At 56.8% G+C, this 26,832-nt stretch carries 29 protein-coding genes; 2 read left to right on the top strand and 27 right to left on the bottom strand.

Annotation, left to right across the window (positions count from 1 at the left end):
• Positions 1-173 precede the first annotated feature (173 nt).
• The 11 genes from LF252_RS15245 to LF252_RS15195 form a co-directional block, all read right to left on the bottom strand.
• Positions 174-440, bottom strand: a complete 267-nt coding sequence (locus LF252_RS15245; protein ID WP_226270435.1) for a hypothetical protein — start codon at positions 438-440, stop codon at positions 174-176.
• A 112-nt stretch (positions 441-552) separates the two neighbouring features.
• Positions 553-3,663 (bottom strand): phage tail tape measure protein, encoded by a 3,111-nt coding sequence (locus LF252_RS15240; protein WP_226270434.1) that lies wholly within the window; start codon positions 3,661-3,663, stop codon positions 553-555.
• A 10-nt stretch (positions 3,664-3,673) separates the two neighbouring features.
• Complete coding sequence (locus LF252_RS15235) at positions 3,674-4,132, bottom strand: hypothetical protein (protein WP_226270433.1); 459 nt, start codon at positions 4,130-4,132, stop codon at positions 3,674-3,676.
• Complete coding sequence (locus LF252_RS15230) at positions 4,129-5,598, bottom strand: hypothetical protein (protein WP_226270432.1); 1,470 nt, start codon at positions 5,596-5,598, stop codon at positions 4,129-4,131. The genes LF252_RS15235 and LF252_RS15230 overlap by 4 nt, the downstream gene beginning before the upstream one ends.
• Positions 5,595-7,625 (bottom strand): hypothetical protein, encoded by a 2,031-nt coding sequence (locus LF252_RS15225; RefSeq protein WP_226270431.1) that lies wholly within the window; start codon positions 7,623-7,625, stop codon positions 5,595-5,597. The genes LF252_RS15230 and LF252_RS15225 overlap by 4 nt, the downstream gene beginning before the upstream one ends.
• 35 nt (positions 7,626-7,660) lie before the next feature.
• Positions 7,661-8,191: a hypothetical protein gene (locus tag LF252_RS15220; RefSeq protein ID WP_226270430.1), complete on the bottom strand. Its 531-nt coding sequence runs from the start codon at positions 8,189-8,191 to the stop codon at positions 7,661-7,663.
• A 2-nt stretch (positions 8,192-8,193) separates the two neighbouring features.
• Positions 8,194-9,003, bottom strand: coding sequence for a hypothetical protein (locus LF252_RS15215; RefSeq protein WP_226270429.1), 810 nt, complete (start codon positions 9,001-9,003; stop codon positions 8,194-8,196).
• A gap of 92 nt (positions 9,004-9,095) precedes the next feature.
• Entirely contained in the window at positions 9,096-10,496 is a 1,401-nt protein-coding gene (locus LF252_RS15210) for a Fic family protein (RefSeq protein ID WP_226270428.1), read from the bottom strand.
• Positions 10,497-10,580: 84 nt separating this feature from the next.
• Positions 10,581-10,781: a hypothetical protein gene (locus tag LF252_RS15205; protein ID WP_226270427.1), complete on the bottom strand. Its 201-nt coding sequence runs from the start codon at positions 10,779-10,781 to the stop codon at positions 10,581-10,583.
• A 27-nt stretch (positions 10,782-10,808) separates the two neighbouring features.
• Positions 10,809-11,027 (bottom strand): hypothetical protein, encoded by a 219-nt coding sequence (locus tag LF252_RS15200; protein WP_226270426.1) that lies wholly within the window; start codon positions 11,025-11,027, stop codon positions 10,809-10,811.
• Positions 11,024-11,368, bottom strand: a complete 345-nt coding sequence (locus LF252_RS15195) for a hypothetical protein (RefSeq protein WP_226270425.1) — start codon at positions 11,366-11,368, stop codon at positions 11,024-11,026. Before LF252_RS15195 ends, LF252_RS15200 begins: the two co-directional genes overlap by 4 nt.
• 329 nt (positions 11,369-11,697) lie before the next feature.
• Here LF252_RS15195 and LF252_RS15190 point away from each other — a divergent pair, with 329 nt between their 5' ends.
• On the top strand, positions 11,698-13,323 hold the full coding sequence (locus LF252_RS15190) for an AAA family ATPase (protein ID WP_226270424.1): 1,626 nt from the start codon (positions 11,698-11,700) through the stop codon (positions 13,321-13,323).
• Positions 13,324-13,376: 53 nt separating this feature from the next.
• Positions 13,377-14,219, top strand: coding sequence for a hypothetical protein (locus LF252_RS15185; RefSeq protein ID WP_226270423.1), 843 nt, complete (start codon positions 13,377-13,379; stop codon positions 14,217-14,219).
• 15 nt (positions 14,220-14,234) lie between these two features.
• Here LF252_RS15185 and LF252_RS15180 read toward each other — a convergent pair whose 3' ends face one another.
• From LF252_RS15180 to LF252_RS15105, 16 genes are all read right to left on the bottom strand, one after another.
• Positions 14,235-14,606 carry a hypothetical protein gene (locus LF252_RS15180; protein WP_226270422.1) on the bottom strand — a complete coding sequence of 124 codons (372 nt, stop codon included), beginning with the start codon at positions 14,604-14,606 and terminating at the stop codon, positions 14,235-14,237.
• Positions 14,603-15,067, bottom strand: coding sequence for a lysozyme (locus tag LF252_RS15175; RefSeq protein WP_226270421.1), 465 nt, complete (start codon positions 15,065-15,067; stop codon positions 14,603-14,605). Before LF252_RS15175 ends, LF252_RS15180 begins: the two co-directional genes overlap by 4 nt.
• Positions 15,064-15,633: a bacteriophage holin gene (locus LF252_RS15170; RefSeq protein WP_226270420.1), complete on the bottom strand. Its 570-nt coding sequence runs from the start codon at positions 15,631-15,633 to the stop codon at positions 15,064-15,066. Before LF252_RS15170 ends, LF252_RS15175 begins: the two co-directional genes overlap by 4 nt.
• Positions 15,633-16,646: a DUF6712 family protein gene (locus tag LF252_RS15165; protein WP_226270419.1), complete on the bottom strand. Its 1,014-nt coding sequence runs from the start codon at positions 16,644-16,646 to the stop codon at positions 15,633-15,635. Before LF252_RS15165 ends, LF252_RS15170 begins: the two co-directional genes overlap by 1 nt.
• A 2-nt stretch (positions 16,647-16,648) precedes the next feature.
• The gene (locus LF252_RS15160; protein WP_226270418.1) at positions 16,649-18,025 is read right to left on the bottom strand and encodes a hypothetical protein; all 1,377 of its coding nucleotides are present in this window, start codon (positions 18,023-18,025) and stop codon (positions 16,649-16,651) included.
• The gene (locus LF252_RS15155; protein WP_226270417.1) at positions 18,022-18,351 is read right to left on the bottom strand and encodes a hypothetical protein; all 330 of its coding nucleotides are present in this window, start codon (positions 18,349-18,351) and stop codon (positions 18,022-18,024) included. Before LF252_RS15155 ends, LF252_RS15160 begins: the two co-directional genes overlap by 4 nt.
• A 318-nt stretch (positions 18,352-18,669) precedes the next feature.
• Positions 18,670-20,361: a hypothetical protein gene (locus tag LF252_RS15150; protein WP_226270416.1), complete on the bottom strand. Its 1,692-nt coding sequence runs from the start codon at positions 20,359-20,361 to the stop codon at positions 18,670-18,672.
• Entirely contained in the window at positions 20,348-21,010 is a 663-nt protein-coding gene (locus tag LF252_RS15145; RefSeq protein ID WP_226270415.1) for a hypothetical protein, read from the bottom strand. The genes LF252_RS15150 and LF252_RS15145 overlap by 14 nt, the downstream gene beginning before the upstream one ends.
• The gene (locus LF252_RS15140) at positions 20,988-22,265 is read right to left on the bottom strand and encodes a DNA modification methylase (RefSeq protein ID WP_226270414.1); all 1,278 of its coding nucleotides are present in this window, start codon (positions 22,263-22,265) and stop codon (positions 20,988-20,990) included. Before LF252_RS15140 ends, LF252_RS15145 begins: the two co-directional genes overlap by 23 nt.
• Positions 22,255-22,863 carry a hypothetical protein gene (locus LF252_RS15135; protein WP_226270413.1) on the bottom strand — a complete coding sequence of 203 codons (609 nt, stop codon included), beginning with the start codon at positions 22,861-22,863 and terminating at the stop codon, positions 22,255-22,257. Before LF252_RS15135 ends, LF252_RS15140 begins: the two co-directional genes overlap by 11 nt.
• On the bottom strand, positions 22,860-23,027 hold the full coding sequence (locus LF252_RS15130; RefSeq protein ID WP_226270412.1) for a hypothetical protein: 168 nt from the start codon (positions 23,025-23,027) through the stop codon (positions 22,860-22,862). Before LF252_RS15130 ends, LF252_RS15135 begins: the two co-directional genes overlap by 4 nt.
• 108 nt (positions 23,028-23,135) lie before the next feature.
• Positions 23,136-23,360, bottom strand: coding sequence for a hypothetical protein (locus LF252_RS15125; RefSeq protein WP_226270411.1), 225 nt, complete (start codon positions 23,358-23,360; stop codon positions 23,136-23,138).
• Between the two features lie 3 nt (positions 23,361-23,363).
• Positions 23,364-23,930, bottom strand: a complete 567-nt coding sequence (locus tag LF252_RS15120) for a hypothetical protein (protein WP_226270410.1) — start codon at positions 23,928-23,930, stop codon at positions 23,364-23,366.
• A 55-nt stretch (positions 23,931-23,985) separates the two neighbouring features.
• A complete protein-coding gene (locus LF252_RS15115; RefSeq protein WP_226270409.1) occupies positions 23,986-24,318 on the bottom strand; it encodes a hypothetical protein in 333 nt (110 codons plus the stop codon).
• Between the two features lie 90 nt (positions 24,319-24,408).
• On the bottom strand, positions 24,409-25,368 hold the full coding sequence (locus LF252_RS15110; protein ID WP_226270408.1) for a hypothetical protein: 960 nt from the start codon (positions 25,366-25,368) through the stop codon (positions 24,409-24,411).
• Positions 25,369-25,422: 54 nt separating this feature from the next.
• On the bottom strand, positions 25,423-26,739 hold the full coding sequence (locus tag LF252_RS15105; RefSeq protein ID WP_226270407.1) for a S49 family peptidase: 1,317 nt from the start codon (positions 26,737-26,739) through the stop codon (positions 25,423-25,425).
• Between the last annotated feature and the right edge of the window lie 93 nt (positions 26,740-26,832).

Below are 26,832 nucleotides of genomic sequence, written 5' to 3'. Positions count from 1 at the left end.
CAAAAGCCCCTCCAAAAACCGCTCGTTTTTTGGACACGTTTCCAGCCCCCCTCTACGGCCCCGCCAACGCGGTTTTTTCGCCCGAATTTTCGCCCCCTTTTTTGGACACCCTTCTGGAAAGCAAAACTGCCCCACGGGGAGGCGGGGCAGTAGGTGCAATAGGTGGGAGGCGCTTACCGAGCTGGAGCAATCGTAACGCTGTCGATGGCAGCAGCCAGGTCGGCAATTAGGTTGTACTTCTGCCTCAGGCCTGCGGCCGACTCCTCGGCGCATCGTTCCTGCATGAGATAGGCATTGAGCTGGTTCAGCTCATGCACCAGCTGTTCTTTGTCCCCCTGATATTTCTGATGCAGCAGCAGGACGATGGGCCGTACATCAATGGTCATGTGCGTAATGGGGTCCACAATGGGCAATGGACCGTCTGGTATGAGGGTCTGCATAGATAGGGGAGGGTAAAAATTGTAAAGAGGGGCACCGCATTTTGAGGATGCTAGCGGTGGCCCTTACCTGTAGAAGAGAAACAAACCGCTAAAAATTCGGATGCTAGAATTCTTAGCGTCCTTTCCGGATGGCGCTGTCCTGCCGTACCTGCACCAGGGTCTGCTGCTCCCGCTCCAGCTGGAGCAGGTTCAGGTCAACGCCGAGTCTAGTCGCCCAGCTTTCGACTCCCTGCAACCGGCCGCTGAGCTGCTGCAACACGTCCAGCATCTGCCGTTGCCACTCCTGGCTATCCTGGTTAAGAAGGCTGCTGCTCATGGCCAGGGCAAGCGAGTTGGCTCCCTCCGCCGTTGGCCCACCCTGGGCGTAGCCCCGGAGGCGTTTGGCTTCGAGCCAGTTTTCAACCGCCAGCACCTGCGGGTCTTGGCGCATCCACTTTGGAATTACGTACTCGTTGTCGTGCACAATACCTGCGACGTTGTGGCCGGTGCTGTCGACGAGTTTGCCGCTGGGGCCCACGCGCACCCCAGACGCTTCCATGAGCTGTCCCATCGGCGTAACGCGCATGCCTCCCTGGGCCTGAATGCCCGCACCTGTGCGGCCACCATCCGCGAACTGCACGCCCTTCACTTGAGAAATGGCAAAGCCAGTACGCACTGCTGCCAGAGCCGTGCGGGCCGCGGCATACGCCACGCTGGCACCGGGGGGCAGCAGCTTCCAGAAAGGGTTTTGCGCGGCATCCGTCCAGATGCCCTGAATCTCCTGGGCTCCATCCAACACTAGTTTGGCAACGGTGAAGTTGCGGATGAGGCCGGCGTTTTTCTTCCGCGCCTGCTCATCGCGCCCCAGTATATCAAGGGTAAGTTGCAAGGCATCCATCTGCGTTTTCATCATCATGCCCTGAAACTGTTTCATGGCTTTCGCTCTATCCTCGGCCGATTTCTGTGCCTCCTTGGTGTGGTCCGTATCCAGCTTTTGCATCTCGCGGAAGGTCTTGCGGTACACGTCCGTGGTTTTCCCGCTGTATGCCTCCTCCAAGGCTAACTTGGCCTCCAGCACCATGCGCTTTGACCAGTACAATGCCTCGTCGCGCTGGGCTTCGGTTACCAGCGCTTCTTCAAACTGAGCTTGAATTTCCTCCTGGCGGGCCTGGTCGGCAGCATCCTGCTCCGCCAGCCGTTGCTCGAAGCGCTTCTTCTGGTTGTCATCCGCTTCCTTCTGGTATTTCTCGCTCAGAGCCTGCAACTCGCGGTCCTGTGCCTCCCGAATAGCCAGCAGTTGGGCCTGCTGCTCCTGCTCGGAGCCCGTTACCAGCGCCGCTTTGCGCCGGTATTTCAGCAATACTTCCTGAATTTCCCGCTCGTGGCCATCCTCAATGGCTGCTACCCGCGCATTCTCCAGCTTCTCCTCCAGCGCCACTTGCTTTTTCAGCGCATCGAGCCGGGCTTGGTCAGCTTTATCCTGTGCGTCGGCCACCCGCTTCAGCCGGGCTTTCCGTTCCTTTTCGGCCTTGTCCTCATCGGCTTCGGTCTGACCGGTACCACCTGATTTGCGCAGCGGCTTCAGCCCCCCGTCCTCACTGGTTGCTGAGGCAGAAACTTCCACAACGCTCTTGCTGGCCGTAGCCTGCTCAAATGCCCGGTTGAATGCTTCGCCGGCATCGGTGCCGATCTTGGCAAACTCGTCGGCCGCACCGCTGAAGTCCCGGTCTTTGATGTGCTGCCAGGCCCGGCCGATTACGCCGAAGCTCGTCTCCGCCGCCGTCGAAAAGCCGGCGAAGTAGGCGGGGCCGTTGGTGAGCAACGCAAATAAGCCGCGGATGGGCGCGGTCATCAGCGTGAGTACCGCCCGCGCATTCTCGGATTTCATGGCCCACTCTACCGTCGCCCGCGTGATATCGGCCAAGGCTCCCCACAGGAGCTTGGTGGGCGTGAGCATCCAGTTGATGACTCGGCCGAGTGCCTCGCCGACCCCTTTGGCGGTAATGCCCTCCTTGCTTACCCAGCCCATCGACTCGGCCAGCTTCATCAGAGAGGCCCACACGTCCTGCACCGGCTGAAATACTTCCTTAAAGGTCGCCCCCAGCGAAGTCAGCAGGGTGTAGAGTACCGTCATGGCCTTGTTGGTCATGGTGCTCATGATGGTGCTGCCGCCTTCGAAAGACTTAGCCAGGGCGTTTTGCGAGTCAGCCAGCTCCTTTTCCGAGAGGAGCTGGGCCCGCTGCCGCTGCACGTACACGTTGGTTTTGTCCACCAACTGGTCGACACCGGTGCCCACGTTCTGCAACGACTTCAGGTAGTCCAGGCCGGCATCTTCACCGGGGCCCCCGAACACGTCGGCAATAACGGTTTGCAGCTGCGAGGCCGGAATCTTGGTGTCGTTCATTTCCTTCGACACCCGGCGCAGGGCCTCCACCGACGACAGGCTGCCGGAATTCACTCCGTCCAGTATCTCCTTGGTGAATTCCGGCCCGAAGGCGGCATACATGGCATCCTTGGTAGACTTGGTTTGCTCCCGGATGCGCAGGCCGAACTCCTTTACTACGTCGGCTCCCTTATCGGAGAAAATACCGCCCGTTACCGACTGCGAAATTACCCCGATGGCTTCCTGAGCACTGAGCCCCGCCGACTTGAATTGTGGCCCGTACTCCTTCACCTGGTCGAGAAACTCACCCGACGCATCGGCCCCGCTCAAAAAGCCCTGCTCAATCAGGCGCATGGCTTCCTGCTGGCTCACGCCCATCGTTTTGCTCAGCGAGTTGCTGGCTACCAGTACCTCGTTGAAGTCCTTGCCGAAAGTGCGGGCCACGGCCATCACCGAGGAAGTCAGCCCATCCAGCTCAGCGCCGGCCGCGCCAGTCATGCTGTTGATGTTGGCCCGCAGCGTCTGTACTTCCTTCGTGGTCTGGAGCACTTCCGCCCCCAGTTCCTTGATACCATCGATGATAGCCTCGGTGCCCACGGACACGCCAGCAAATGCCATAGCCTGCTGGAACACATTAGTGGACTCTTTCACCTGGCCCAGTTCTTTGCGCACGTCACCGATGCGCTCCTTCATGTCGCGGTAGTCCTGAAGCAGCTTGGCCCGGCCCGGGTCGTCGGCTGATAGCTTGCGGAATTGGTTGTATAGCACGGCGGCTGCCGCGTCCATCTCCTTCAGACTGGCATTGACCTTCTGGCCGTTCACTACTATTTCAACTGTCCGTTTTTCGGTTTCACCTGCCATAAAACTTCACTTATAAGGTAATTTCTATTTGCTTGGGGAGGCCCATGCTCACCGTGGCGATGAGCGTGTTGCCGGTGATATCACTCATTAATTCGCCGAGGCGGTGCTGCTCCCGCGCCAGCTGCTTGCTCATCCAGCGCTTGGCTTTCCGCTCGTGGCGCCTGAGTTTGCCCTTCTCGTTGCGGAGCCGGTTATAGTCGCCGCTGGCCTTGGTCACGCCCGCGCCCATGCCTCGGCCCACGCCCATGTCGACGTACATACCCTGCACGGCGTACACCAGGCGCATCTTCAGCTCGTCACCACCGGCCGCCGTTAGCAGTGAGGATTGGAAGCTCTGGTACAGCTCGCCGGTGGAGCCGATGCGGAGCTTGCGGATGTTGGCCCGGAACTTCTCAATGGAGAAGCGCAGCCACTCCAGCGCCATACGGTTGCGTTCCGCCGTGAAATTGAGGGGTTGGGTCTCCGTCATCGTACTTCCTGGTAAATGATGGTGGCCTTGGTCAGCTTCCGTTGCAGGTCAATCGTGACGTTAATCTGCTGCCAGAGCCGCAAGTGGTAGTCGAGCATTTCCAACCGGCCGGGGTCGATGCTGCGCAGGTCGGCCAGGGAAAACTCTACTTCGTAGCGCGTCTCCACGGCTCGGCTCCGAAACGCCAGCCACTCTTTGGCAAACTGTTCGTAGAGGCCCTGCGGCCCGTCCCAGTGTAAGGTGAGCTGGCCCACCTCCCCACCAGCATAGTCCTCGTTGGCCGCTGAGCCCAACGGATACTCGTTGCCCTGTGAGTCTGGCTGCATTCCTCGGTTGAACAGCAGCCGCAGGCCCACCCGGCTATCCTCGCCCAACTCATAGGCGGCGCTGGCCCCTTTGCTCTCGACAGCTGGCAAAAGCCAGCGCCGGCCGGGCTGCAAGGCATCCTCTACCCGCACCATGTGCAACGTGCCAGCGTCCACCTGCACCTTCTGGCCGGCCGCGCCCAGGCGCAGCTCCTGCCAACTGGTGTCGAGGGTCTTATCCAGTTCGTCGTTGCTGTCCGGACTCTGCGTCAGATGCCAGCCGGTGGAGAGGTTGGGCTTGCTCTCCAAAAGCCGACCTGCCCGGTCCGCGTAGTCGGTGCGGGCCAGCTCGTGGCCCAACCGACGAATGCGCAACTCCCGGCGCTGGGGGTTGAAGTTGTAGCCCAGCGTAAAGAGGCCCTGCACCGCTATCAGGAAATCAGCAACCAGCATCTCGGGCACGTGCCGCGCCAGCTCTACTTCGGCCAGCACAGCGCCGGCCTCGTCCTCCAGGGCCCGGTCTGAGTAGATAACCAGCGCCTGAATTTCCGGCTCGTCGAGAAACTCACCGCTGATGCTCCAGCCGAAGTGGGCCAGCACCTGCCGCAGGACGGGCACGAAGTAGGGCTGCGGAGCAAAGGCGTGTGTTGAGCCGGGCTGCTGCACGTAGCCACCCGGCCCGTAGTAGTTCAGCACGCCCTTGAAATCCTTGTTTTTGTCCCCGTAGAAGGCCGTATTCTGCACCGGCAGCAGGGCGTAGGCCTCCTGCTCATTGTCGCGCACAAATGGTACCGTGCCCAGGTCGATATCGGAGATGCGTACCCCCTTGATCTGAGCAGCCAGGTCGGCCGCGTCCGCCACAAAGTTGTAGGTAAGCTGCTGCTTGGCTTCGTCACAGCCCTTGTACCGCAGCGCCCCTAGCTTCCAGAGCGGCCCGTCCACGAAGAGCTGCACCGGTACCGCGGCTGGCCCACCGGTGCCCCGGTACCGGTTGGGAAAGCCCAGGGCCCGCAGGTTGTCCCGATTCCAACCGAAACGAAACGGCAGTGACGTGGTGCCGGGAATGGCATCGTCCTCGAAGTACGGATTGTTGATTTCAAAGCCGATGCTGTTGCCGGCCAAGAGTAGCTCCCGGCCGTCACCGGTTACCATGCGCATCATGGCTGCCCCCCTTCTCCGGCCGTAACCGGTTTAGTGTTCAGCACCGATACCTGCGGCAAACGGGGCGTAAACAAGCGTTGCTGCGGCAGAATGAAATCAAACTCGTACTGGCGGGCTGTATCGCTGCCGTTGTAGGCTTCCAGCGCCTTGGCCTTCAGCGTGCCGGGCCAGTAGAACCCATTACGCTGAAGCGTGATGCGGGTGCTTAATAGGAAGTCCTGTAGCCCGGCCATTTCCGCCCGCGACAGCAGACCAGTCACGCAGGTCATCGTCAGCCCGCCCGAGTTGCTCACGGCCACCCGGTCACCGAGCAGCGGGTCGTAGCGTGGGTCGGGCCCTCGTTCTACCTCCTCGCGGGTTGGGTTCAGCACCGCTTTGGCTTCCCCGGTACACGGCAGCGTATCAAGCCCACCAAGCGAGTTTGTATAGAGAAAATACCGCTTTTCGGCCGCGTATTTGTAGTTGAGGAGGTAAGTGCGCTGCTCCGATATAGGTACGCCATTCGGGTTCAGCACCTGCACCGACCACGACAGCACCCGGCGCGTAGCCGACTCGTACTGGTCCAGGCCCAGCCCTACGTAGCCGACCGGCAGGCAGAACACCTCGTAGCGGCGCGGGCTCTGGTAGGTGTAGGCTTCGAACGATTCCTTGCTGCCATCCGAGCACACCACGTTCACGCGCACCGAAAATGAGGTCAGCGCAAACGAATCGGCCATGAAGTACAGGTACTCGGGCTGGTCGTTGTACACCTTCCGGTTGTTGGGCTGCCAGGTAAGGAACGGCTTGATAGCCGCCTGATACGTGCTGAACCAGGTGCGGGCCGCAAACTCGTAGTAATCTAGCCCGCCCAGCAGCACGTAGTTCTGCTGCTGTACGGTTTGAGCACCATCCTCCACCGGAGTGCCGGAACGTTCCCACCACCGCAGGTAAAACCGCTTAAAAAGTGAGTCAGCGCGGGTAATAACGGTTTGGTTCAGGGCGGGCAGGTGTTCTTGCAGGTACGCATCGAGCAGAACCTGCACCTCGAAATCCGTGCGGCCGTTACGGTCAGCCGGCTGCTCAATAGCCTCCCCGACGCGCACAAACTCGCCGCTCATGTACACCGGCTCAATGAGCACCTCGCACACGAAGGACAAGTTCGGTTTGGTAGTCGGGTCGGCCCGGTAGTCGTCGCCGGCATCCACCGACAACAGAATCGGGTTTTGGGAGAAGTAAAACCGGTAGGGCGTAATCGTAACGGCCACTTCCGTCGTAGCCCCCCGCACATCCGTGATGGTACAGGAGTAGTTGCCCGGAGCCAGGTTCAGCCGGCCTGCATCGGTGGTGCCATCCTCCCACAAATAGGTGTAGGGAGCCAGTCCACCCGATACGAGCAGCTGCACGTCATCTTCCTGTTGGTCGACTACGGCCGTGAGCTGCGCGTCCTGCTTTACCAGAATGGTGACGGTGGTGCTGGCTCCGCTGGAGTCAGCCACGACGCAGGTGTACCGGGCCGAGAGCAGGCCGTTGCGGCTGGCGGTGGTGGGCCCATCCGCCCAGGTGTAGGTGTATACCCCGTTGGTGCCGTTACTAGCCGCCAGCACGATAGAACCCGTAGCCGAGCCGAAGATGCCAGCCGGCGTGATGGTCTGATCAACAACAACCGGCCGGATCGTATTGATGGGCTGGAAATTGAAGTCGAACGGCCCCGGCCGGTTGCGCTGGCCTGGCTGGAAATCATACCGTGGGTCGTAGAGATTGGCCACCACGATGAAGCCCTGCAAGTAGTTACCCAGCGGCCCACCGGGTGGGGCTCGGTTTTCCTTCACCGTGTACGGCAGGCTGTACTTTGCAATGGCCTGCTGTACCACGTACATGGCCGACTGAATAACGATTTCGTTACCGTTCGACTGCTGATAGTTGGCGTTGAAGATGGTGTCAACGTCCACCGGGGGCAGTGAGCCACCTCGAAAAGCCGTGAACTGGTAGTACTGGCCATCCATCCAGATTTTAACCCAGTCACCAGTTTCTAGCTGGTCGGGTTGCATGAAAACGTACTGCTGTGCTAAACGCTCGCCTGCCATCAGTCTAAGAATTTATCGGAGTTATAAGTCAGCGCCTGCCGGGCAGAGCTGCGGAATACATAGTTGAAGCGGCAGCCGACGAACTGGCCGGCAATGGGGCCCACGGCCTCCTGCATCACATCGGCCGGCGTGATGTACATCCCGGCCTCAGTGAGCTGCTCGATGTAAGCGGCCATCAGTTCCTCACCGATCCGCTCGGTTTCGTCGATGGCCTGGTCGCGGGCCTCGTAGTTGCCGGCCTCGACCAGTTTGAGCACGATAAAGGAACTGTGGTGGAACTTGTAGTAAGCATCGCCCTGGTTGTCGTCGTAGTCGGCCTGGTAGTTTTCCAGCACCATTGCGGCTTTGTCGGCCGGTAAGTCCAGCGTGTTGCGGAGGCTGTTGTAGAAGTCGGAAAGGTCGAGCTGCTTCTGAATGGGGTCGGTGCTGATGAGGATGCGCAGGAACCGGCACTTGGTATCCGAGTGCTGAATGTCCTGGTGGCGGCGGGCCAGCTCCCGGCCCATATTGGAGTATTGTTGGTGGCGCATGGCTACGACTGATTGCGTTGTTGTTCACGAATTCGCTCGGCGGCTTCCAGATCATCCTGCATCTTGGCCAGCACCATGTGCAGGTTCTGCCGGCCGGTGGACTCTACCGTCCCGAAGGCCCCTCCACTCATTTCGCGCAGCACGTAGTCCCAGCCCTTCTCCGAGGCTTCTTCCTGGGTTTGGGGCGTAAACACCAACGGGTAGAGATGGGCCATTTGCTCCCGGCAGCCGGCGTACCAGACAAATACAGCCAGCTTTGTTTTGTCCGGCAGCCGCGCCAAATGGCGGCTGCGGTGCTCGATAAGGTGCTCGTTGAAGTCCTCGCGCCGGTCACCGGCGTACTCCGAGGAGTGCGGGTTGTAGTTCCGGCGCTGCGGCCGGTAGAGCACGGCCACCAGCTTATTGAGCAGTTCCGGCGTGGGCTGCTGGGTGTAGCGCACGAAGTAGGAGTCGGCGAAGATGAACTCGGCAAACCGCACGTTCCGCAGGCTGTCGCGGGGGCCAAAGTAGGTGCGGGCCGGGCCCTTGCTCCAGAGAAGCTGCACGGATGGCAGCAGCTGCTTAGTCAGCTCGTTGCCGGCGAAAATGAAGTCGGTCAGCCAAAGGAGCTGGGCCAGTTGCACCTCAGTAAAAGCCAGCAAGCGGGGGAGCGGCAGGGCCAGCACCACGCAGAGCAGCCGCAGCCGCAAGTCCATCTTGGTGCGGGTGGGGCTGTAGAGCAGCCGCACCACGGTGAGCAGTTCCTTTCGGGTGAGGGCATTCCAACAGTCGGGCGCAGTGCGCTGCCGGCCATCAATCTGGATATCATGCATGCGGTTGGGAAGTTGTTTTCCCAAAGCTCCCGCGCAGCACTGCGGTGAAAAAGGACACAAAAAAGCCCCTCCGGTGGGGAGGGGCTTTTCCACTATGACGAAGCTACAACTGCTTTAATGCTATCCATGACTTCTCTTAAAAAAGACTCAACTAAGAATGATAGATCAGCAGAGGTTAAGTGTTGAGGATAGTGCTTTTTTAAGCTTTTGCTTTTTGTGTTAATGGAATAATGTGAAGTGTTGAAGTCGAAAATTATATAATTAGAAATGGGTTTTGTGTTTTCATTTGCTTTAAATCCATTGTTAAAGTATGAAAATATTATTCTTAGTTTTTGAGTTTTTTTGAGTTTTTTAAATGTTTCTAATGAGACATTGTGTATAGGTTGGCTTAACCATGTATTGTAAAAATTTTCTGTATTAACTTCTTGATATTCGCTTCTTTCATGTATTCCTCCGTTTGAAGACATATTCATTGTAACTATCTGTGAGTTATTTTCAAAGAATAATGAGTTTATCTTTCTGCCTTTTTCTATTATTATTCTCAGTAGTGGTATTACGCATTTGTCGATAGAAAGTATCAAATTTTCTTTTGTCAAAGGTTCTTTAGATATCTCTTCTTCACTAAAGCTCGCAACAAAAAGCGCTAGCTCTTTATCAATATCAGACGCATCAGAAATATCCTCTCCTCTAGCGCCACGCAAATAGGTATCCAAGGAGCGAATGAGACGTTCTGCAAAATGCTGAATGAGTGGCTCAAATTCACCGGCATCTGCTTGGCTGAGTACACCATAATACTCTCCTTTCTCATCCTGTCGAATAACAAGAGGGGGAAAGCCCGCCTTCATCAATATGAGGTTTGAAAGTAGCCGGGTCATGCGGCCGTTTCCATCATCAAAGGGGTGGATGCTGACAAATTTGTGGTGAAACAGCGTCGAGAGCACCAGCGGGTGCATGGTGTCCCGATTGGTGCGGTACCACTCAATTAGCTCCCGCATCATGATAGGAGTGTCTTCTACGGATGCATAGTAGTGAACTGCACCGGTAACCGTTTGCACATGGTTGGGCATTGATTTGTACTCGCCCAGACGGATAGTTTTGGTGGTAGGTTGGCCATCGGCAGTTTGGGCGGCACTTTGGTAAGGCTCTACCAGAATCATCTTATGCAGTGCCCGGATGTCCATTTCCGTAAGCTCGGCATCCTGCTTTTGCAGTTGAATCAGGTAGTCAATGGCTTCATTATGGCCTTTGATGTCGAGGTGGTCTTTGAGGGGCTTGCCCTTGGCGGTAAGTCCCTCCATCAGGAAGGCGGCAGTTTCGCCGTAGGTGAGCTTATTGCCTTCAATTGAGTTGGAATTGTAGTTCCAGTCGAGGCGAAACTTCTGGAAGATGCGGGCTTCCTGTTCTGGCTTGAGGGGCCGTAGCGCATCGATTTCCAGTTTCATGGCATCGATGCGCTCCAGCATGGCTTCTGTCACTTCGGAATATTTTTCCATTGGGTAGGAGAAGGATAGTGTAGTAAGGGGTGAACAAGCTAGCAAGAAAAAGCCCCACTACAGCATAGCAGTGGGGCTTTTCAGTTAGCGGGGGCGGTGGCCCAAGTGCTCTACCAATTCCTCCAGGGCCTTGATGGTGCCGAAGAGCTGATAGTCGCGGGCGGTGGGAGGGGTGAACTCCACACCATACCGCTCACAGAGGAGCCAGATTTCTTGCTGAGTGATGCCGGCCGGCTGCACGAGGGGCAGGTTGGGCGTGGCATCGGCGGGTTCTTGGGTTGCCATATGTAGCAGGGGATAAGACGACGTGAATTACACGGCTTCGGCCAGTAGGGCCTGGGCCAATTCTAGCACTTGGGCATAGCCGAGGCCGTAGAGCTGGCCGCGGGCCTGGTGAGGCTTGGGGCTGGCCAGGGCCTGCTCGGCAAACCACAGCAGCGTTACGCCGGCTTCCTCGGGGCCTACGTTTTGAAGCCAGCGCTGCAAGCTGGGGCGCTCCGGCTCGGGCACCAGGGCGAGGGCGGCACTCATGGGCGGGTGCCCCGCGGGGACTTGCACGGTGCTTCCGCTATGGAGAGGGCCATTTCCTCCCACAGCACCTTGGCATCCACGGCGTGGCGGTTGGCCTCTTGCAAGTCGTGGTAGCTGCGCTCCTCGTCGGGCATGGTGTGGAAGTAGAGCAGGTCGTCGTGGGCCTGGCTCTCTAGCTGGCATAGCTCCCGGAGGTCGGGGCCGGCCTCGCCCGGCGCAATGCGGCCGTAGCGGCGTTCGAGGTACTCGAACAGGAAGGAGACGTCGAGCGTCTGCCTGGTGGTGGGGTGCGTCGCATACACTGGTATGCGGGGTTGCTGCTTTTCAGTGCGGTTTAGCATAGCGCATGAAAAAGAAAACACGGCTTCGGCGGGAAAGAGGTGCTAAACCAACACAGTGTGTTGCTTTGGGGTCCTCACGGATACCCCCCTCTTTCCAGCCTTTGCCGTGATGACAGACTGGATTACCCGGAAATGAAAACGCCACTCTTGGTACCCCGACTGGGATTAGAGTGGCAGTCTTCCACTGTGTTGGTTTAGCGGGGTAAAGGTGGCGGCTTTGCGTATAAAAAGCAACGTTTTACGTCACCAATTATACATAGGTGTGTGGATTTGCAGAGTAGGAACGGTAACTAGTGGGCTAGTTCAACCCGCTATCATTTCCCACCACTATGCGCATTAGCGAAGTTCGCCTCAAAGAGTTCAGACGGTTCACAGACCTCACGATTACCGGTATTCCTGCCACTGCTCGGCTAGTGGTATTAGTTGGGCCTAATGGTTCTGGTAAATCATCTTTATTCGACGGATTTAATGCTATGGCAACTGTCGTGAGCAATAATTTTCGGCCAATAGAAGGTTATTACAGCAAAGCAGGCTATCCATCTTCTGGTAGCCATTGGGGAATATTTGAACAAGAAAAAATAAATGTAAACTTCTATGATTCCCATCCATTCAATTGGAGAAACTCTGATAATGATATAAATACAAGATTCTATATCAGAACTGGGTATAGATATGAACCTGATTTCACTTTGAAGAGTTTGGCTAGGTTGGGTGATGTAACAAAAGATGAAGGGCAGCCAAGGTACATGATGTCTTTAGAGACTAGAGTCTCTAGTAATTATCAGAGGCTTGTTGCTCAGGCTGTGTCAGATATTTTCGAAGATACAAATGGTCATGAAACAAAAGCGCAGATAAGGGAAAGGCTAATAGGAAAAATAAGAGACTCGTTCAATAGAGTGCTTCCTGGTGCTATTCTGATGAACTTGGGTGATCCATTGAGTAATGGAAATTTCTATTTTACAAAAGGTAGTTCATCGAATTGGTCTTATAAAAATTTGTCAGCGGGCGAAAAAGCTGCATTTGATTTAGTTCTTGATTTTGCTATTAAATCATCTGCCTTTAATAACACAGTGTATTGTATTGACGAGCCAGAAGTTCACGTCAATACTAACGTACATGGGGCGCTCTTAGAAGAATTATATAGGTCACTACCAGGAGAGTCACAATTATGGATTGCTACTCACTCAGCGGGTATGATGCGAAAGGCACGTGAGTTGGAAGTTGCTCATCCTGGTACCGTTGTTTTTCTCGACTTCGGTGAACATGATTTCGACCAGCCAGTAGTGATGCGACCAGCGGTGACGAACCGAGCCTTCTGGCAACGGAACTTTCAAATTGCCATTGGGGATATGGCTAATCTGGTGGCACCTACTCAAGTGTTCTTCTGTGAAGGTGACCCTAATGGGACCAAGAAGAAAGAGTTTGATGCTCGATGCTACACAGGCATTTTTGCCAATGAATTTCCAGATGCTGTTTTTCTATCCGTAGGCAGCAGCAACGAAGTGAAAGACAAGGCTGCATTGCTGGGTGGCGTATTCAGTCAATTTCTACCAGGCGTTCAAACTACCTTCGTGGTAGATCGGGATGACTGTACCGAGCCTGAACGCCAAGAAATCATTGCACAAGGCAATAAAATTCTTTCTCGCCGCCACTTAGAGGCTTATCTACTTGATGAGGAAATTCTGGAAAAGTTCTGCCAGGTTCAAGGTCAGCCAGAGCAGTGGCCTACTCTTCAAGCGGAACGTGCCCAAGCGTTGCAAAACAGCTCAGGCCGTGGCAATCCTAGTGATGATTGGAAGTCGGTAGGTGAGCACATTCGGCAAGCAGCAAGGAGGCTACTAAGAGTAACGCAAATAGGTAGTAACTCTGATGCCTTCATGATTGACCATTTGGTGCCGCTTGTTACGCCAGATACGCAAGTGTATCAAGAACTCAAAAGAGATATTTTTGGCTAACAATGCCAGCCAGAAGCCCGGCCAAGTGGTCGGGCTTCTTTTTTACTTCTTCTATGCCTGCCGAACAACTTACCTCCGAAGCTTCTAAGCCCTTTATTCTTGAGTATGCTGATAAGCTGCTATTGCTACTAGTTCCTTACCTAATCCTAGTGTCGTGCCTGTACTATTATGGATACTGGGGTTCCCTGGGCTTAGATATATTCCCCTACATGGGAGTTGAGGATTTGATAAAGGGAGTTGTGTTTCCACTTAGAGGACCACTATACCTATTACTACCTTTTGTTATCTACCCTATAATTCATAATCTCTTTATCAAAAAAATTAGTCATCTATTGTCCATTCTAGCGGCTGGTGGGATTGTTTACTTAATATTAGAAGCTGTAAATGTATTTAATGCAAAAGGTGCTGCGAATCAAACATACTATCGAGGTGCTTCATTCATTGTTGGTGTCATAACTGCATTTTCTATTCTTGCAGTATCAACTATAATTATTTCATTTATTAAGAAGATGGTGGGAAGAAGTAAAGGCGCTATTATTTTAGTGAATACTGGTATCCTGGAAAGCTTGGTGTCATTGCTAATTGCATTACCTGTGTTTTCTTATCAGGCTGGCTTTTATACAGCAAGTGAGGTTATCAATGGACAGTTTTTTGACTATATAGATTGTGATACATATGATTCAAATAGAGATTTGATGTCATATTGTTATTTGAAATATTTAGGAAAGGCTGGGGATAGTTATTTTCTGCTTTCTCCTGAAAATAATCAAAGAATCATAATCAATGAAGGCGATGTTAAAGTGTTGAAAATTAAGGGGTATAATATTAATGAAGCCATGCACGCAAAAAATCAGAGCTATCCAGACTGCATAAAACTACAACGCCCGACTAAATAGTCGGGCGTTGTAGTTTTAGTCTCCTCCACGAAACGGGAGCAAGCGTGGCCCTAACCAAAGTAGCAGTGCCACCACACCCAATAGAATAAAGCTAGTGGTGAGTTGTCGGCCAGTAATACCCTGCTGACTCTGATCATTACCCACGTTCTTCAGCTTGACTTTCTGCGCAGTAGAGTTAGCCTCCATTAGCGCTTTAGTTTGGGCATCTGTCCACCTACCGACTTGTTTGGGTGTGGCCTGGGCAGGTGGTGGTACCAAGTAGGGTGGCAGGTTAGCCAGCTGCTTCAGCGAGTCGGGGTTCGGGGCCCGTACCATCGGCGGCACCTGGTAGACTCGCTCGGTGCAGGCACTCAGCAGCAGGAGTGCAACGAAAACGTGACGTTTCATGCTTTCAGGAATAAATCTGCCTCCCGGCCGCGGCGCAGGGTCAGGCCCTTGCTCACGATCTTCTGGCCGTTGACGGTGATTTTATTCCAGGCCCCGAATGCGGTGCGGTACGCGGCAGCGTCGGTTACGCCAGCATTGAACATGCGCAGCACCGAGGATTGCGTAAACCCGCCAGTGCCGATGTTGAAGCACAGGCTTACCATAGCATCGAACTGGTTTTGGGTGGGCACCCGCGTCAGTGAGTTGCTCACGTGGGCTCCGTACTTCGCGGCCACATCCTTGCGGAGCATATCGGAGGCCTGCGGCTCGGTAAGGGTCGCCGTATTCAGGTGCTGCTCAGCCGGCAGAATAACGTGTCCGTAGCCGATGGTGGGCTTTTTAGCCTCGCAGTAGTAGCGGCGGGCCATAAACTTCTCCTCGCGTTTGATCAGGGCGAGACCTGCGTCGGAAATCTGCATCATTGGATAACTCCTTCTTCGATTGGTGACGTGGATAAAGCAGCCTCCGCTGGAGGTGCGGAGGCTGGGATAGAGGATTGAGGGGCAAGTAGAGCTTGGCCAGCGGTGGCGGGGTCTTCGCTGAACTGCGCCAGGCGCTTGAGCAGGGCCTTAGGAATCAGCGTCGGCTCAATGCCGGCCAGGTTTTCCAGCAGGCTCAGCGCCTCGCGGGCCATCATGGCGCTGTAGATGAAAGTGTCGAACCACTGAAACAGCACGTTCACCTTGCCGTGTACCGTGAAGTTGGTCATAACATGGGCCAGCACGAGCAGGGCCAGGTAGATGAGCACCTTGGTAAAAATCCGGCTGAAGGCCCGGCTGCTCACCTGGCGCTGCCGCCAGCTGCGGAATACGCCGGTTATGGTGTCGACCACGATGAGCACCATCAGGAAGCCCAGGAACTGCCAGTCGTCGAACAGGTACTGCCGAATGAGCAGAGCCCAGGGCGAAACGACGAGGCCGGTGGTGACAGTCTCCACCATGCGGGGGCTGGTAACGGCCAGCACCAGCGTCTGAAAAACTGCCCGCATTACATCCAGCCGTAAGTGGCTCCATCGGGCGCAGTGCGTACCGTGGCGCGGGGAGTGGAGGGGTCACGGTAGGCACTAGAGCTGAAATACGTGGCGTACTTCGTGGGCGAGGCTGCCGAGTTCAAATGCTTTGTGAGCCGCTCCAGGTACACCTGCGCGTCCGACATGGCCTGCTCCACCTTCAGGGCCAGCAGCCCGTCCAGCGAAGGAGTAGGGTCTCGTGGGCCGGTTTCTTCCAGCCGGTTTACATCGAGCCCCAACGCATCGCCCTGCAACGTGAGGCCGATTTCGGGCACCGCCTTAGCAATTACCAAGTGCGCCAGCGCCGGCCGCACATACTGGTCGAGCACGTGCAGGTTGTCGGCCGACAAGTCCCGGTCCATAATCTGCTCCTTCAGCTCCAGGTAGTAAGCACTGCCCAATACCGGCTCAATGCTAAATCGCTCCATCTTCCGGAGCGTCGGCAGCAGGGCCAGGTAGGTGAGGCGGGAGGAGCCGATATTGTAGTGCTCACTGAAGGCACTGGCTGTGTTCAGAAAGAACTTGTGCGAGGCCGTGGCGGCGGCAGAAGTCGCCCACTCGGCAAACTCCGGCGCATCGATATGCTCGTCGAGCAGGTTCAGCGCCTGCTCCAGTGCGTTTAAGCCCTTGCCCTGCAAGTTGCTGCGGAGCTGGTTTATCTGCCACTGGTAGGGCTGCTTCTGGTCACCTGAGTCGGTTACTGTCACGCCCATGTCGGATATCAGTAACTGGCCCAGGGGCAGGTAGCTAACCATTGCCAGGCAGGCCACGGCCCGACGCAGCAAGGTGAGCACGGCGGTTTCGGCATCGGTCAGGGTGGCGTTACTGCGCACCTTCCCCTCCAACTGGTAGTAGTAGGCAGCACCGATGAGGGGCTTGATTCGCTCCTGCTCTACCAGCACCATATCGGGCAGGATGGAGCCGAGCGTGAAGCCGGTTTTGTTCACCCGGACGTGCTCCCGGTATTGTTCAATGGTGGTGATAAGGCCCATAATTATTTGGTTTCTTGCTGAGCAGGCTTGCTGTCCTCCTGCGTCATAATGAATGGATTGAGGAAGCGCCACACGATGGGTTTTCCATTGACCTGCCAGCCGTTGTAGCGGGAAATAAAGTTGAGCGGGCCCACCAGCACGTCGAGGTGGAATTGGGAGGTGCTGACGAAGTTGTTGAACAGCACTCGGGGCTCAGAGCCGCCACCAGCGCCGCCGCCCATGCCCTTGCCGGGGCTCACGCCCATCAGACTTGGGGCCACGCCCACGGCCGTGTAGATGTGGCTGCTGGCCTCCTGCGAGTCTTCGATGTAGATGCCATCCTTCAGCTTGTCGTCGATGGCCGTGATTTTGAAAGCCGACACCTCCTGCTGGGTTTTCTTATCCAGAATGGTGGTTGTCATCACCGTTTTGCCGGCTCCGTTGGTGCCCTGCATCACGTCGTTGAAGGCTTTGATTTCCTCCTCCAGCAGCGTTTTCTTCTCCTCCCGGGTCAGGGCATCCCAGTCGCCGAACTTCCACTCCCAATAGGCCGAATGCACCTCAATCAGATACTTAACCGAGAGCTGGTTCTTGAAAAGCATCTTCTTGAACTCTGGAATGGCTGCGGCCACGTCCAGCCAGCCAGAGCGGCGCACGGAGTTCCACGAGGCCAGCTGGTAGAGGGCCTTGTCCGGGCTGGGTATGCTGAGCGGGTAGATGTACTTATACCCATCCTTGCGGGCCCGTAGGCTGCCCACTGCGTCGAAATAGGGGTCGATAACGGGCACCGTCGTCGAAAACTCGTCGCCTGGCTTGCCGCCGTTGTCCCAGTTGGCGTTGATAACCACGCCGGGAATTGTGCCCTTCTTCGGCTTCAGGTATCGGCACCACGCGGCCTCCTGAATAGTGACTGCCTTAATCTTCTGCCGGTTTTTCGACAGAATTACCTCCGCAAAGGCATTGTAGAAGGTGTTGATATCGTGCAGCCCTTCAAAGCCATAAAGGTCCAGCCGAGAATACTGGATGAAATCGTCGATTTCGGGAATGTCCTGCGCCTCGAAAATCGGCCGACCATCCTTGTCCTTGCCGACGATGATGCCATACACCAGCCCGCCCCCGTACATCATGGAGGTTTTGCGCTCCAGCACCGAGGGCAGAATGGTATTCTTCTCAATATCCTTGATGACGTTCTGCGGAAACAGGTTGTCATCACCCCACGGCGCTATTTCGTCGGAGCCTTCCGGCTTCTTTTCGGACGTAGTGGGCGTGGCTCCCGGCGCGTAGGGCCCGGTAGAGCTGCCGCCCCCACTCGTTGCCGCCATGCTGATGCCAGTACGCACCATCAACCCGCCTGACTCGGAATAGGCGACGGTCAGGTCGTTATTAACTACAACACTCATGATAGCACTACTTTTTTACCATTAAAGGCCAGTATTAGCCAGATATGCACTTTTCTTACCTGCGTGCTGCGGCCCTGCACGATGTTGCGGGTGGCGTTGGCGAAGTGACTGGGCTGCCGGCTTGCCAGCGGGGCCGCGTCGGCGGCAGCTACAATCTTCTTCCGGGGCTGGCGCGTGGTGCGCGAAAGGCGGCAGTGGTGCCACTCCTCAATTTTGCCGGCCTTTTTCCGCTTGCGGTCAGCCTTCACAAAGCGCAGAGTGAAGCCCGAATCGGCCTCCTCCATCTGCTGTAACGCATCAACTAGTCGTATCGAATTAGTAATCATCGAGACGAAATTCGGCCGCACCCGAAGCGCGAAAAAGGACACGAAAACAGCCGCCCGACGAGGTGAAAAACCCTAATCTCACAGGGTATTGGCCTAGCGGTACCGTCAAGGCCGTTTTTGACCTGCCCGAATCCGTTTTATTCTCAAAATCTCGTTACTCACCCCGACGCGCACTGTCGCGTTTGGAAATTTCCACGGAGGGGGCCGGGGGATATACCAGTGACCATTTAAGTCAAAAAAGCCCGTTTTTAGGCTAAAAACGGGCTTTTTCAATTATTTCCATGTGATTTACCGGTATGAATGCCGGGTAGTGGGCGCTTAGCTGCTCACGATGAGCAAGCCATCGGCCTCGGGGGTCGAGCGAACCACATGCTTATCGATGCTCAGGGCATGCAGGTCGAAGGTGTCGGTGAAGTGGGTAGCTTCCTCACCTGGTATGGTCTTCTTCCGCTCACTCGTCTTGTCCTTCTCAATCTCGCCCCGGCTATTCTCCTTCAGCGGGGCCATGCTCATGGCGGTGAGCGTGTGCCGACAGTTAACCTTATTGAAGCGCAGGAGCAGCTGCCGCTTATCCTGCTCACCCAGCAGGTCGATGCCCAGCTTATAGCGGTGAGCATAGCTGGGCACACGACCTTGGTTGAAGTGGCGCACCCGCCAGCCTCGCTTCCGCAGTTCCTCGGCAAACGCCTGGTTGTAGGTGAGCTTGCTGTCAGGCTTGCGGGCGTTACCCCATTCGCTGTCCTCAATGAAGTGAAACTCCTTGCACAGATGGTTGTCGTAGTAGTCGCAGAACTGCTTAGCCAAGTCCTCAATGAGCTTCGGGTGCTTGACGTGGAAGTCCTTGAGGAAGCGGTACTCGCCGGCCTCCTTATGTATCTGGCCAATGAGTAGGCAGCTAATCTTACTGCCCCAGTCCACGGCCCCACGCAGGGGCAGATGTGCCAGGCAGTCCCCATCCTTCAGACAGCCCGGCTCCCTGAGCTTGGCGATGTTGAACTCCAGGCCTGTGATGTAATCGTTGGCCATGCACTCCTCGGCATGGTGGGCGATGTTGAGCCGAGGATAGAATCCAGCCTCTACCGTGGCAGGCCGCTGGTTGAGAATTTCAATAAGGAACACGAAATCCGACAGTTCCCGGCGCTGCTCCTCCAGGTAGGGGATGCCGATGTTAGCCAGGTTGTCGAAGATGTTAGCCTCCGAGTAGAGCAGGCCCTTGGGTGTCTCCTGCTTGGCCCGCTTCATGGCCTTGGGGTTCGGGTAGAAGCGCAACTGGCGGCTCAGTTCCAGTATTTCCTGGTAGAGCTGCATGCGGGTGCTCATGCTGCGGGAGTCCACAAACTCCAGTTGCAGCTTGATCAGGCTGTTGCGGGTGGACTCGAAGTTGTTGCCATCCCGCTCGTAGTAGAGCGAGTCGTTGAGCAGCCACTTGCCCTGGTCGCCCCACGGCATCGACGAGAACAGGAACTTGCCGTGGTGCAGGTCGCAGCCCTGCCAGTAGTCCTTATTGCCCCGGTTGGAGGCCACTACGTCGGTACCCAGCTTCTCGCGGTCCAGTAGCAGGGCCTCGTCGCCGATGTACCCGTCCAGGTTCAGACCCCGAGAGCTGGAACCGTTGCCATCCTGGGAAATCAGGTGAAACCCGGTTCCAGTATAGAAAATGACGAAGTGGTCGTACTTAACGGGCCGCTGAAACGGCTCTGGCCAACCCCACGAGGTTGGCGGCTTCCGGCCGATGAAGTAATGCACGTCCTTGATGTAGCCCAGCTTCTCAAGGGCCGCAATGGTGCTGGGCAACGTGCGGGTGAGAATTTGGCCGTAGGTAGAACCAACGATGCCCCAGCAGCTGCGGGGCATCTTGGTTACCACCATGTGAATCAGCCAGGCAATGATGGTCGACTTGCCAGTGGCCCGGCTCCAGAGCGACACGGCCGAGGCCAGCTTCGAGAGGATGAAGCGGAGCTGGGGCCGATTGAACTTGAGCGGCTTGATGTCGGGTCTATTTGTCTCCATCATCGCCCTCCTCTCCGTCCTTGGCCTCCAGCAGCAGCCCGCGCATCTCCTCCAGCCCTACGTCGCTGTGTTCTACGGCATCCACCACCTGGGCATAGGTATCCGCGTCAATCTTGTTCAGATTGCCCAAATCGATGGTTTTCGTTTGCCCGTCGCTGCCGGCCAGCGTGATATTGAGCACGTAGGAGCGGTTTGCCAGCACCTCGGGAGTCAGCGCGTTGGAATCGTCCTTATCCAGCCCTTTCAGGATGGCCATGTTCTTAATAGAGGCGTTCATGGCCTTCAAATCTGGCGGCTTGGCGCTGGCAGCCAGTTGAAAGACCTTCATAGCAAACTCGTACAGGATGTGGCGGATACCGTCCTTGTAGGAGCGGGTCACGTCGCCAAACAGCCGAATGGCCTCGTTGCAGCGCCGGTACGCCGTGGCCCGACTGAAGCCGAACCGGCCCACCAGCAGCGGAACGGCCTGCTCCATGCTGTGGTAGTTCACCAACAGCCCGTGCGCGGCCTCCAGCTCCTCCTTCCGGCTCTTATCGTCGGCCGACAACGCCGCCTCCGCCCCCTCGTGCAAATAGGAGGCCCGGATGCGGTCCAGCGCCGTTTCGGTGCTGCTGGTGTAGTTGGGGTTAGTAGAGGGCAAGTTGCTCATGGGTCAGCTCCTCTCCGTTGCGCGTCACGGTGAAGCGACGCTGGTTGTCACGCATAAACTTCACCCACCGGCGTACCTCCACGTCCACGTAGCGCGGGTCGAGTTCCACCAGGTGGGCTTCGCGGTCCAGCTTTTCACTGGCAATCAACACTGAGCCTGAGCCGCCAAACCCGTCGAACACCACGTCGCCGGGCTGGCTGCTGCACTCCAGCTGGTACTCAATGATGTCCAGCGGCTTCATGGTCGGGTGGTCAGCATTGCGGCTTGGCCGGTCGAACTTCAGCACCGTGGTCTGCTTGCGGTCTGAGTACCACTTATGCCGCTCACCTTCCTTCCAACCGTACAGAATGGGCTCGTGCTGCCAGTGGAAGTCCTGCCGGCCCATCACGAAGGTCTGCTTCACCCACACCAGGCACTGGCTCAGCTTTAGGCCGGCATCCTGCAACGCCAGGCGGAAGTTGGCTCCTTCCGAGTCGGCATGGAACACGTAAATCGGTGCACCGGGCTTCATGAAGGCGAAGCAGTTGGTGTAGTAGTCGTAGAGGAACTGCCGGAACGAGTCATTATCCATGCTGTCGTTCTCAATCTTCAGCGCATCCTTCGTTTTACCCTGGTAGTTGACGTTGTAGGGCGGGTCGGTATTCACCAGGTCGATGAGCTTGCCGGCCAGCGCCGTGGCCACTACGTCCGAGTCCGTCGACGAGCCACACACGATGCAGTGCTCCAAGGCCCGGCCGGGGCTGCTCAGCTCGTACACGTCCCCCAGCACCGACACCGGCTCGACCGGGGGCGTGGGGTCGAACTCCTGCTCCTCCGAAGGCAGCAGCGGCAGCGCCATAGCAGCCAGCTCAGCCAGTCCCGCCAGCATGCTGCTGTCGCCGATGGCAGCCAGATCGATATGGGCAAAGTTCTCCTGTAGGCTCTCGTAGTCCCACTGGCCCGCGCCCACGTTGGAGGTGATGTTGTACTCGTCGAGTTCCTCCTTGGTGAGCTGGCGGTTGGGCATCCGCACATCAATCACCTCCTCGCCCCGGCCCAGGTCGAGCAGGATGCGCAGGCGCTGGTGGCCGGCCAGCACCACGTTGTCGGTGTTGATGGCTGGGATTTCGGCCAAATTAAACTTCAGGATGCTGCGCGTGAGGCGGGCCCGGCCCTCCTCGGTCAAAATGCGCGGGTTGTAATCTAGTGGTACCAGGTCGCGGATACGACGCTGCACGGTGCTCCAGGATAGAGGAGCGAGTTCTTCATTCTGCATCAGAGGATAGTTTGGATTCTAGTAATTCGATGTTGGCCAGCACCTGCGCGTAGTCGGTGGCGCGGTCTTCCCGGCCGTGGAGCTTGCTGCGTTGGGTGCGGAGTAGTTTGAGGTGGTATTGGATTTCGGCCTTACTGGTAAGCGTAGCCAGCTCAGGCGCCGGCTCTGCCACCGGTGGCGGCTCCGGCAGAGTGCCGTATTGCACGTAATGGGCCTCGGCATCGTAGCTTTTCTGCAACTCGTCGCCGATATCCAGGATGCGCAGGGCCGAGTCGTGTCGCTCCGCATCCCCCACCAGCTCCAGCCGGGCATGCAGAAACTCCCGCTCACTGAGCAGGGGGCGGCGGGCCTGCCGCAGCTGGGTCATCACGTCGACTGGTGGGGCCACTACAGGTGTTGGAGCCGGCTCCGGCTCGGCGGCTGGTACCGTCTCGACCAGCTTGCCCAGCTCACGTGCCAGCAAGCCTCGGTTGTAGTTTGTACATGCGCCGGCCAGCAGACGCTTATACACGCCGCTGGTGCCGTGCTGCTCGTAAAGAGCCACACCGGTAGCATAGTCCTGCTCTGAGGCCAGCCAAGCGGAGATTTCCGGGCTCATTTCAACTCGAACAGGTCGCCGCGGGTGGTTTTGATGGGCATGCCTGTTTTCAGGCTTACCACTCGGGCTTCAATACCATGCTTTGCCAGCCACACGATGCGTACTGGGTGACCGGTGGCAGTTTGGCAAACAAGGAGTTTTTTGGGCTTCAGTAGTGCTTTCATACCTCAAAGCTCCACCCGGGTGGCACGGCAGAAAAGGACGCAAAAACGCCCCGACCGGTATGGTCGAGGCGTTTCGATGTAACACCCAGTTCCCTTTTCCTCTCTCCCCTAACCGGGTGTTACAGTGGCAGCGCGGCGGCGCACCTTCCGAGGCTTCAAGTATTCGGAAAGTACCTGCTTCGCTACCAGCTCGTCGGCCTCGGCCACACTGAGGGTACGGAGGTTCAGTTCCTGGTGGTCCAGGCTCCAGAGCCGATAACGGCCCGGCTCCTGCAACGCCTCATACTTGGCGGCCACTTCGGGGAGCAGCATGCTCTGCCAGTTCTTGTTCATCGCTTACGAGCCAGCGGTTACAACTCCAGTGGTAGCGGCAATGCTGCTACCATCCTTCATCTTAATGTCACCCTCGTAGAACGCCAGGCCGTTGGAATAGCCCTCTACTTTGAAAGTGAAGCCACGCTTACCGCTGCCAGTGGTGCCAGTATCGTAGTTGCCTAGAATTTCCACGCCCAGGCCCTCGGAGCCCAGTTGCAGTACTTGCCCATCCGGGGTTTGCACCAACACGATGGCTGATCGGTTTTTGATCTGGCGGTCAAACTCTGCCACCTCCTTGGAGTTGCCAGGGTGGAAGAACTCCAGCGCAATCTTCTTACCACGGCTGTCACGCTCCCCAGTGGGGTCAAGCTTCAGGTTGGCGGTGTTTGGCGTGGTGTAACACTTCACGAAGCCCTTACCATCAGGAAAAACGTGGGAACCGTCGATGGTTACTGAGTCACCAGCGGCATTGGTCTTTTTGAAACCTTTGATTGTCGTGAAGTCATCTTCAGCGGCAATAAAGATGTTGCTCTTCAGGCCGGGGGTGTTGTCTTTCCCCTGCGGGCCCTTCAATTCGAATAAGTCCATGTGGATCGAATAAGTAGCGGATAAATCAGGTTTTCAGCCTACTGACGCTGGCTTACTACTTGGCCTCGATCTTCTGGAGCAAGCCCGAACCGGACTTGATCAGTTCAGCCACCAGCTCCTTGTTTTTTTTCAGATCGGCGGCTTTCACCTCCTGGCCTTTGTGCTGGAATTTCTGCGCCAGAACACGGTACTGTGCGTTTTCATGCTTCACCACCACCTGTTCAGGGGCTGCGGCTTCGGCGTTGGCCAGCTGCTCGCCCATCTCTTCGAGAGTAGCGGTGGCAGTGGCGTTTTCCTCCTTCAGTTTGGCATTCTCGCTGCGGAGACGTGCCAGCTCCTGCTCAGGAGTCTCGGGAGCATTTTTGGGGGTAGGCTGAGTATCGGCCATGATGTTGGCTAAATGATATGTTGAGACGGGTAAACACTAGAATAACGCTGGCCGGCACCCTCGAAAGAGTGCCGGCTCGTTGGTGAGCTACTAGGACAAGTCCTGGTCGTTGGTGAAGACGATTTCGGGGATGATATAGCCGATACCCATGCTGAAGTCGGTGAAGAACTTGAGCAGACGGTCTACGTTTTCAACCTGCACCGTCGACTGGTTCTGGATGCGCTTGCGCAGCATCACGGCATTGCCCTGGGGCGTACACCAGATTTTCTGCGTGTTGCGGTGCGAAGTCAGCCCCTTCAGGGTGATGTTGGTTTTGTTGATGGTCAGGTCCAGAGCCCCGCCACCAGTGTTCTTGCCGTACTTCTTCTCCTGACCACGGAGGAAGGCGCGGGCTACGGCCGGCGAAGTACCCAGGATCATGGGAATATCCCAGTAGTCCTGACCGATGGCATCGGCGAAGTACTCAAACTGCTCCACCAGCGCCTCGGGGTTGGTGATTTCCAGCGCACCCGTAACGATGGGCGTGGTACGGCCCGACGATACAAACCCGTTGATGGTTTTCTTAATACCATCCAGAGCAGTGCCGGCAGCGCCAGGAGTGCCAGGGGTGGGAGCAGCGTACACGCCCTGATAGATTTCGTTGTGTTCGATGTCCTGCTTGATCTGCGGCAGCAGGTACACTTCCACGTACCAGCGCACGAAGGGCCATGCCTTACGGTCAATGCCTTCGCCATCCAGGAAGCCAAGCCAAGTCGCTTCCAGATCATCCGGATACTCCTGAGCATCCACCTTGATCTTGAACTGCTTGATTTCCACCGGTACGAACGTGGTGCTGGCCAGCGGAGTAAACGCCTTCTGGAAAGGCTGCACTACGCGGGTAAACAGCGCCTTGGCAGCCCGCCAAATGGTGTCGTCCGTCGTGATGGGCGTGAACATGCTCTCGGTGTTCGTGGCCGAGCGCAGCAACGTGTAGAGGCGGGTCAGGTTCTGACCCTGGTTGAGATAGTACGCGCCGAACTGGGCAACGATATCCGTGATAACTAAAGCCATTATTGATAGCTGTTAGAAGTGATAAATGAGGATTTGATAGGGATAGAGCTGAACTTATGAGTTCAGCATCTTTTCATGGAGGCTATCCACCACCGACTGCGGGTTGTCGCCATCTTCCTCCACGTCGGACTTCTCCTTGGTAGAGCTGGTGGGCACTGCGCCGGGCTGGTCACCGTACTCGGCAGCCTGGGCAACGGCCTCGTCGCGGGCCGTAACCAGCGCGGCTACCGAGTCCACGCCGGCTTCGGTCAGCGTGGCTTTGATGCTGGCCAGCTCCGTAGCCTGCGCCTCGAAGGCGGCAAGAGCATCAGTCGAGATGATGCCTGCGCCTTGGATGTTGGCGGCTTCCAACTCCGCGTTGGCAGCATCGAGCAGGCCCGCCGTTACGGCAGTACCCGTCAGGCCGGCCAGTGCAGCCACGGCCGGAAAGCGTTTGAGAAAACTCATATTGGTTGAATTGGAATGGTTGGCTTGGTCAGCCGCGCCATCAGCAGGCGCAGGCGCTTCAGCAGCCAGGTCGAGCACCCGCTGCACAGCAAAATCAAAGGAGCCGATACCCGTAATCAGGCCCATCTCCTTGGCTTCGGAGGCGAAGAACATGCCTCCCTTCAGCGCTTTCTCGCTGGTTTTGGGGTTGAGCTGCTCCCCGAGCGAAGCCTTCACATGCTCATGAAACAAAGCCCGTAGCGGGTTGAGTACATTGGCTTTGTAGGGCTCGTAGTCGCCGGCCAGCACCGAAAAGAAGTCGGCATTCTTATCCTCAGAGCCATCGGCCACCAGGTCGTGAAAGTTCACGCCCAGCTTTTGCAGCGCTGGCTTGATGTCCTGAATGGAGGCCATCACGCCAATGGAGCCGATGCGGCAGGTTTCGTTGTTGAGGTAGATTTCGGCACAGGAAACTGCGGCCCATACCGCAGCCGAGCCAATCAACCCATCTGTGTAGGCTACGATGGGCTTCGTGAGGGCGGCAATGCCAGCGGCAAACTCTGCGGTCCCATCCACGGCACCGCCTCCCGAGTCGATGTCCAGGAGGTGGCCCACCACGTTGTCGTGGCGGTCAGCAGCCTGCATGGCCCGTAGGAGGGAGGCGGTACCCGGAACGTCGGTGCACAGGCCAATCTGGTCCTGCTTCATCATCACGCCCTTCAGCTGGTGTACCGCTACTACACCATCGGGGGAATCATCGAACTTGCGGGCCGAGGAACGGCCACCACCTTTTGCCGCGGCGAACAGTACGCCAGGCTCCGCTGGAGCAGCCGGCGCAGTAGTTGCGGCCGGCTGCTCACCCTTGAGCATAGCCGCAATCTGCGGCAGATAACCGAGCACCGTCTCGCTCTGGATAGCCCAGGGCGAACGTAGGATGGCTGACAAAAGATGGTTGACTTGCATCGACTTGGGGTAATTATCGATGCAAAGCTGTTCCGGCTCCTACGCGTGAAAAAGGACACAAAAAAGCCCCGCCGG

Origin of the sequence: Hymenobacter pini, assembly GCF_020421205.1 — a bacterium.
GTDB lineage: Bacteria > Bacteroidota > Bacteroidia > Cytophagales > Hymenobacteraceae > Hymenobacter > Hymenobacter pini.
Note: the sequence above shows the minus strand (reverse complement) of the source record. Positions and strands in the feature narration are given on the sequence as shown.

What these genes read in the sequence shown, in the direction of transcription:
- LF252_RS15135 (WP_226270413.1), bottom strand. Translation starts at nt 22,863, where the DNA reads ATGAGCCCGGAAATCTCCGCTTGGCTGGCCTCAGAGCAGGACTATGCT.
- LF252_RS15120 (WP_226270410.1), bottom strand. Translation starts at nt 23,930, where the DNA reads ATGGACTTATTCGAATTGAAGGGCCCGCAGGGGAAAGACAACACCCCC.
- LF252_RS15235 (WP_226270433.1), bottom strand. Translation starts at nt 4,132, where the DNA reads ATGACGGAGACCCAACCCCTCAATTTCACGGCGGAACGCAACCGTATG.
- LF252_RS15160 (WP_226270418.1), bottom strand. Translation starts at nt 18,025, where the DNA reads ATGAGTGTTGTAGTTAATAACGACCTGACCGTCGCCTATTCCGAGTCA.
- LF252_RS15155 (WP_226270417.1), bottom strand. Translation starts at nt 18,351, where the DNA reads ATGATTACTAATTCGATACGACTAGTTGATGCGTTACAGCAGATGGAG.
- LF252_RS15115 (WP_226270409.1), bottom strand. Translation starts at nt 24,318, where the DNA reads ATGGCCGATACTCAGCCTACCCCCAAAAATGCTCCCGAGACTCCTGAG.
- LF252_RS15225 (WP_226270431.1), bottom strand. Translation starts at nt 7,625, where the DNA reads ATGCAACCCGACCAGCTAGAAACTGGTGACTGGGTTAAAATCTGGATG.
- LF252_RS15110 (WP_226270408.1), bottom strand. Translation starts at nt 25,368, where the DNA reads ATGGCTTTAGTTATCACGGATATCGTTGCCCAGTTCGGCGCGTACTAT.
- LF252_RS15145 (WP_226270415.1), bottom strand. Translation starts at nt 21,010, where the DNA reads ATGAGCAACTTGCCCTCTACTAACCCCAACTACACCAGCAGCACCGAA.
- LF252_RS15140 (WP_226270414.1), bottom strand. Translation starts at nt 22,265, where the DNA reads ATGCAGAATGAAGAACTCGCTCCTCTATCCTGGAGCACCGTGCAGCGT.
- LF252_RS15210 (WP_226270428.1), bottom strand. Translation starts at nt 10,496, where the DNA reads ATGGAAAAATATTCCGAAGTGACAGAAGCCATGCTGGAGCGCATCGAT.
- LF252_RS15215 (WP_226270429.1), bottom strand. Translation starts at nt 9,003, where the DNA reads ATGCATGATATCCAGATTGATGGCCGGCAGCGCACTGCGCCCGACTGT.
- LF252_RS15125 (WP_226270411.1), bottom strand. Translation starts at nt 23,360, where the DNA reads ATGAACAAGAACTGGCAGAGCATGCTGCTCCCCGAAGTGGCCGCCAAG.
- LF252_RS15230 (WP_226270432.1), bottom strand. Translation starts at nt 5,598, where the DNA reads ATGATGCGCATGGTAACCGGTGACGGCCGGGAGCTACTCTTGGCCGGC.
- LF252_RS15245 (WP_226270435.1), bottom strand. Translation starts at nt 440, where the DNA reads ATGCAGACCCTCATACCAGACGGTCCATTGCCCATTGTGGACCCCATT.
- LF252_RS15195 (WP_226270425.1), bottom strand. Translation starts at nt 11,368, where the DNA reads ATGCTAAACCGCACTGAAAAGCAGCAACCCCGCATACCAGTGTATGCG.
- LF252_RS15130 (WP_226270412.1), bottom strand. Translation starts at nt 23,027, where the DNA reads ATGAAAGCACTACTGAAGCCCAAAAAACTCCTTGTTTGCCAAACTGCC.
- LF252_RS15165 (WP_226270419.1), bottom strand. Translation starts at nt 16,646, where the DNA reads ATGGGCCTTATCACCACCATTGAACAATACCGGGAGCACGTCCGGGTG.
- LF252_RS15220 (WP_226270430.1), bottom strand. Translation starts at nt 8,191, where the DNA reads ATGCGCCACCAACAATACTCCAATATGGGCCGGGAGCTGGCCCGCCGC.
- LF252_RS15190 (WP_226270424.1), top strand. Translation starts at nt 11,698, where the DNA reads ATGCGCATTAGCGAAGTTCGCCTCAAAGAGTTCAGACGGTTCACAGAC.
- LF252_RS15240 (WP_226270434.1), bottom strand. Translation starts at nt 3,663, where the DNA reads ATGGCAGGTGAAACCGAAAAACGGACAGTTGAAATAGTAGTGAACGGC.
- LF252_RS15180 (WP_226270422.1), bottom strand. Translation starts at nt 14,606, where the DNA reads ATGAAACGTCACGTTTTCGTTGCACTCCTGCTGCTGAGTGCCTGCACC.
- LF252_RS15170 (WP_226270420.1), bottom strand. Translation starts at nt 15,633, where the DNA reads ATGCGGGCAGTTTTTCAGACGCTGGTGCTGGCCGTTACCAGCCCCCGC.
- LF252_RS15175 (WP_226270421.1), bottom strand. Translation starts at nt 15,067, where the DNA reads ATGATGCAGATTTCCGACGCAGGTCTCGCCCTGATCAAACGCGAGGAG.
- LF252_RS15200 (WP_226270426.1), bottom strand. Translation starts at nt 11,027, where the DNA reads ATGAGTGCCGCCCTCGCCCTGGTGCCCGAGCCGGAGCGCCCCAGCTTG.
- LF252_RS15205 (WP_226270427.1), bottom strand. Translation starts at nt 10,781, where the DNA reads ATGGCAACCCAAGAACCCGCCGATGCCACGCCCAACCTGCCCCTCGTG.
- LF252_RS15185 (WP_226270423.1), top strand. Translation starts at nt 13,377, where the DNA reads ATGCCTGCCGAACAACTTACCTCCGAAGCTTCTAAGCCCTTTATTCTT.
- LF252_RS15150 (WP_226270416.1), bottom strand. Translation starts at nt 20,361, where the DNA reads ATGGAGACAAATAGACCCGACATCAAGCCGCTCAAGTTCAATCGGCCC.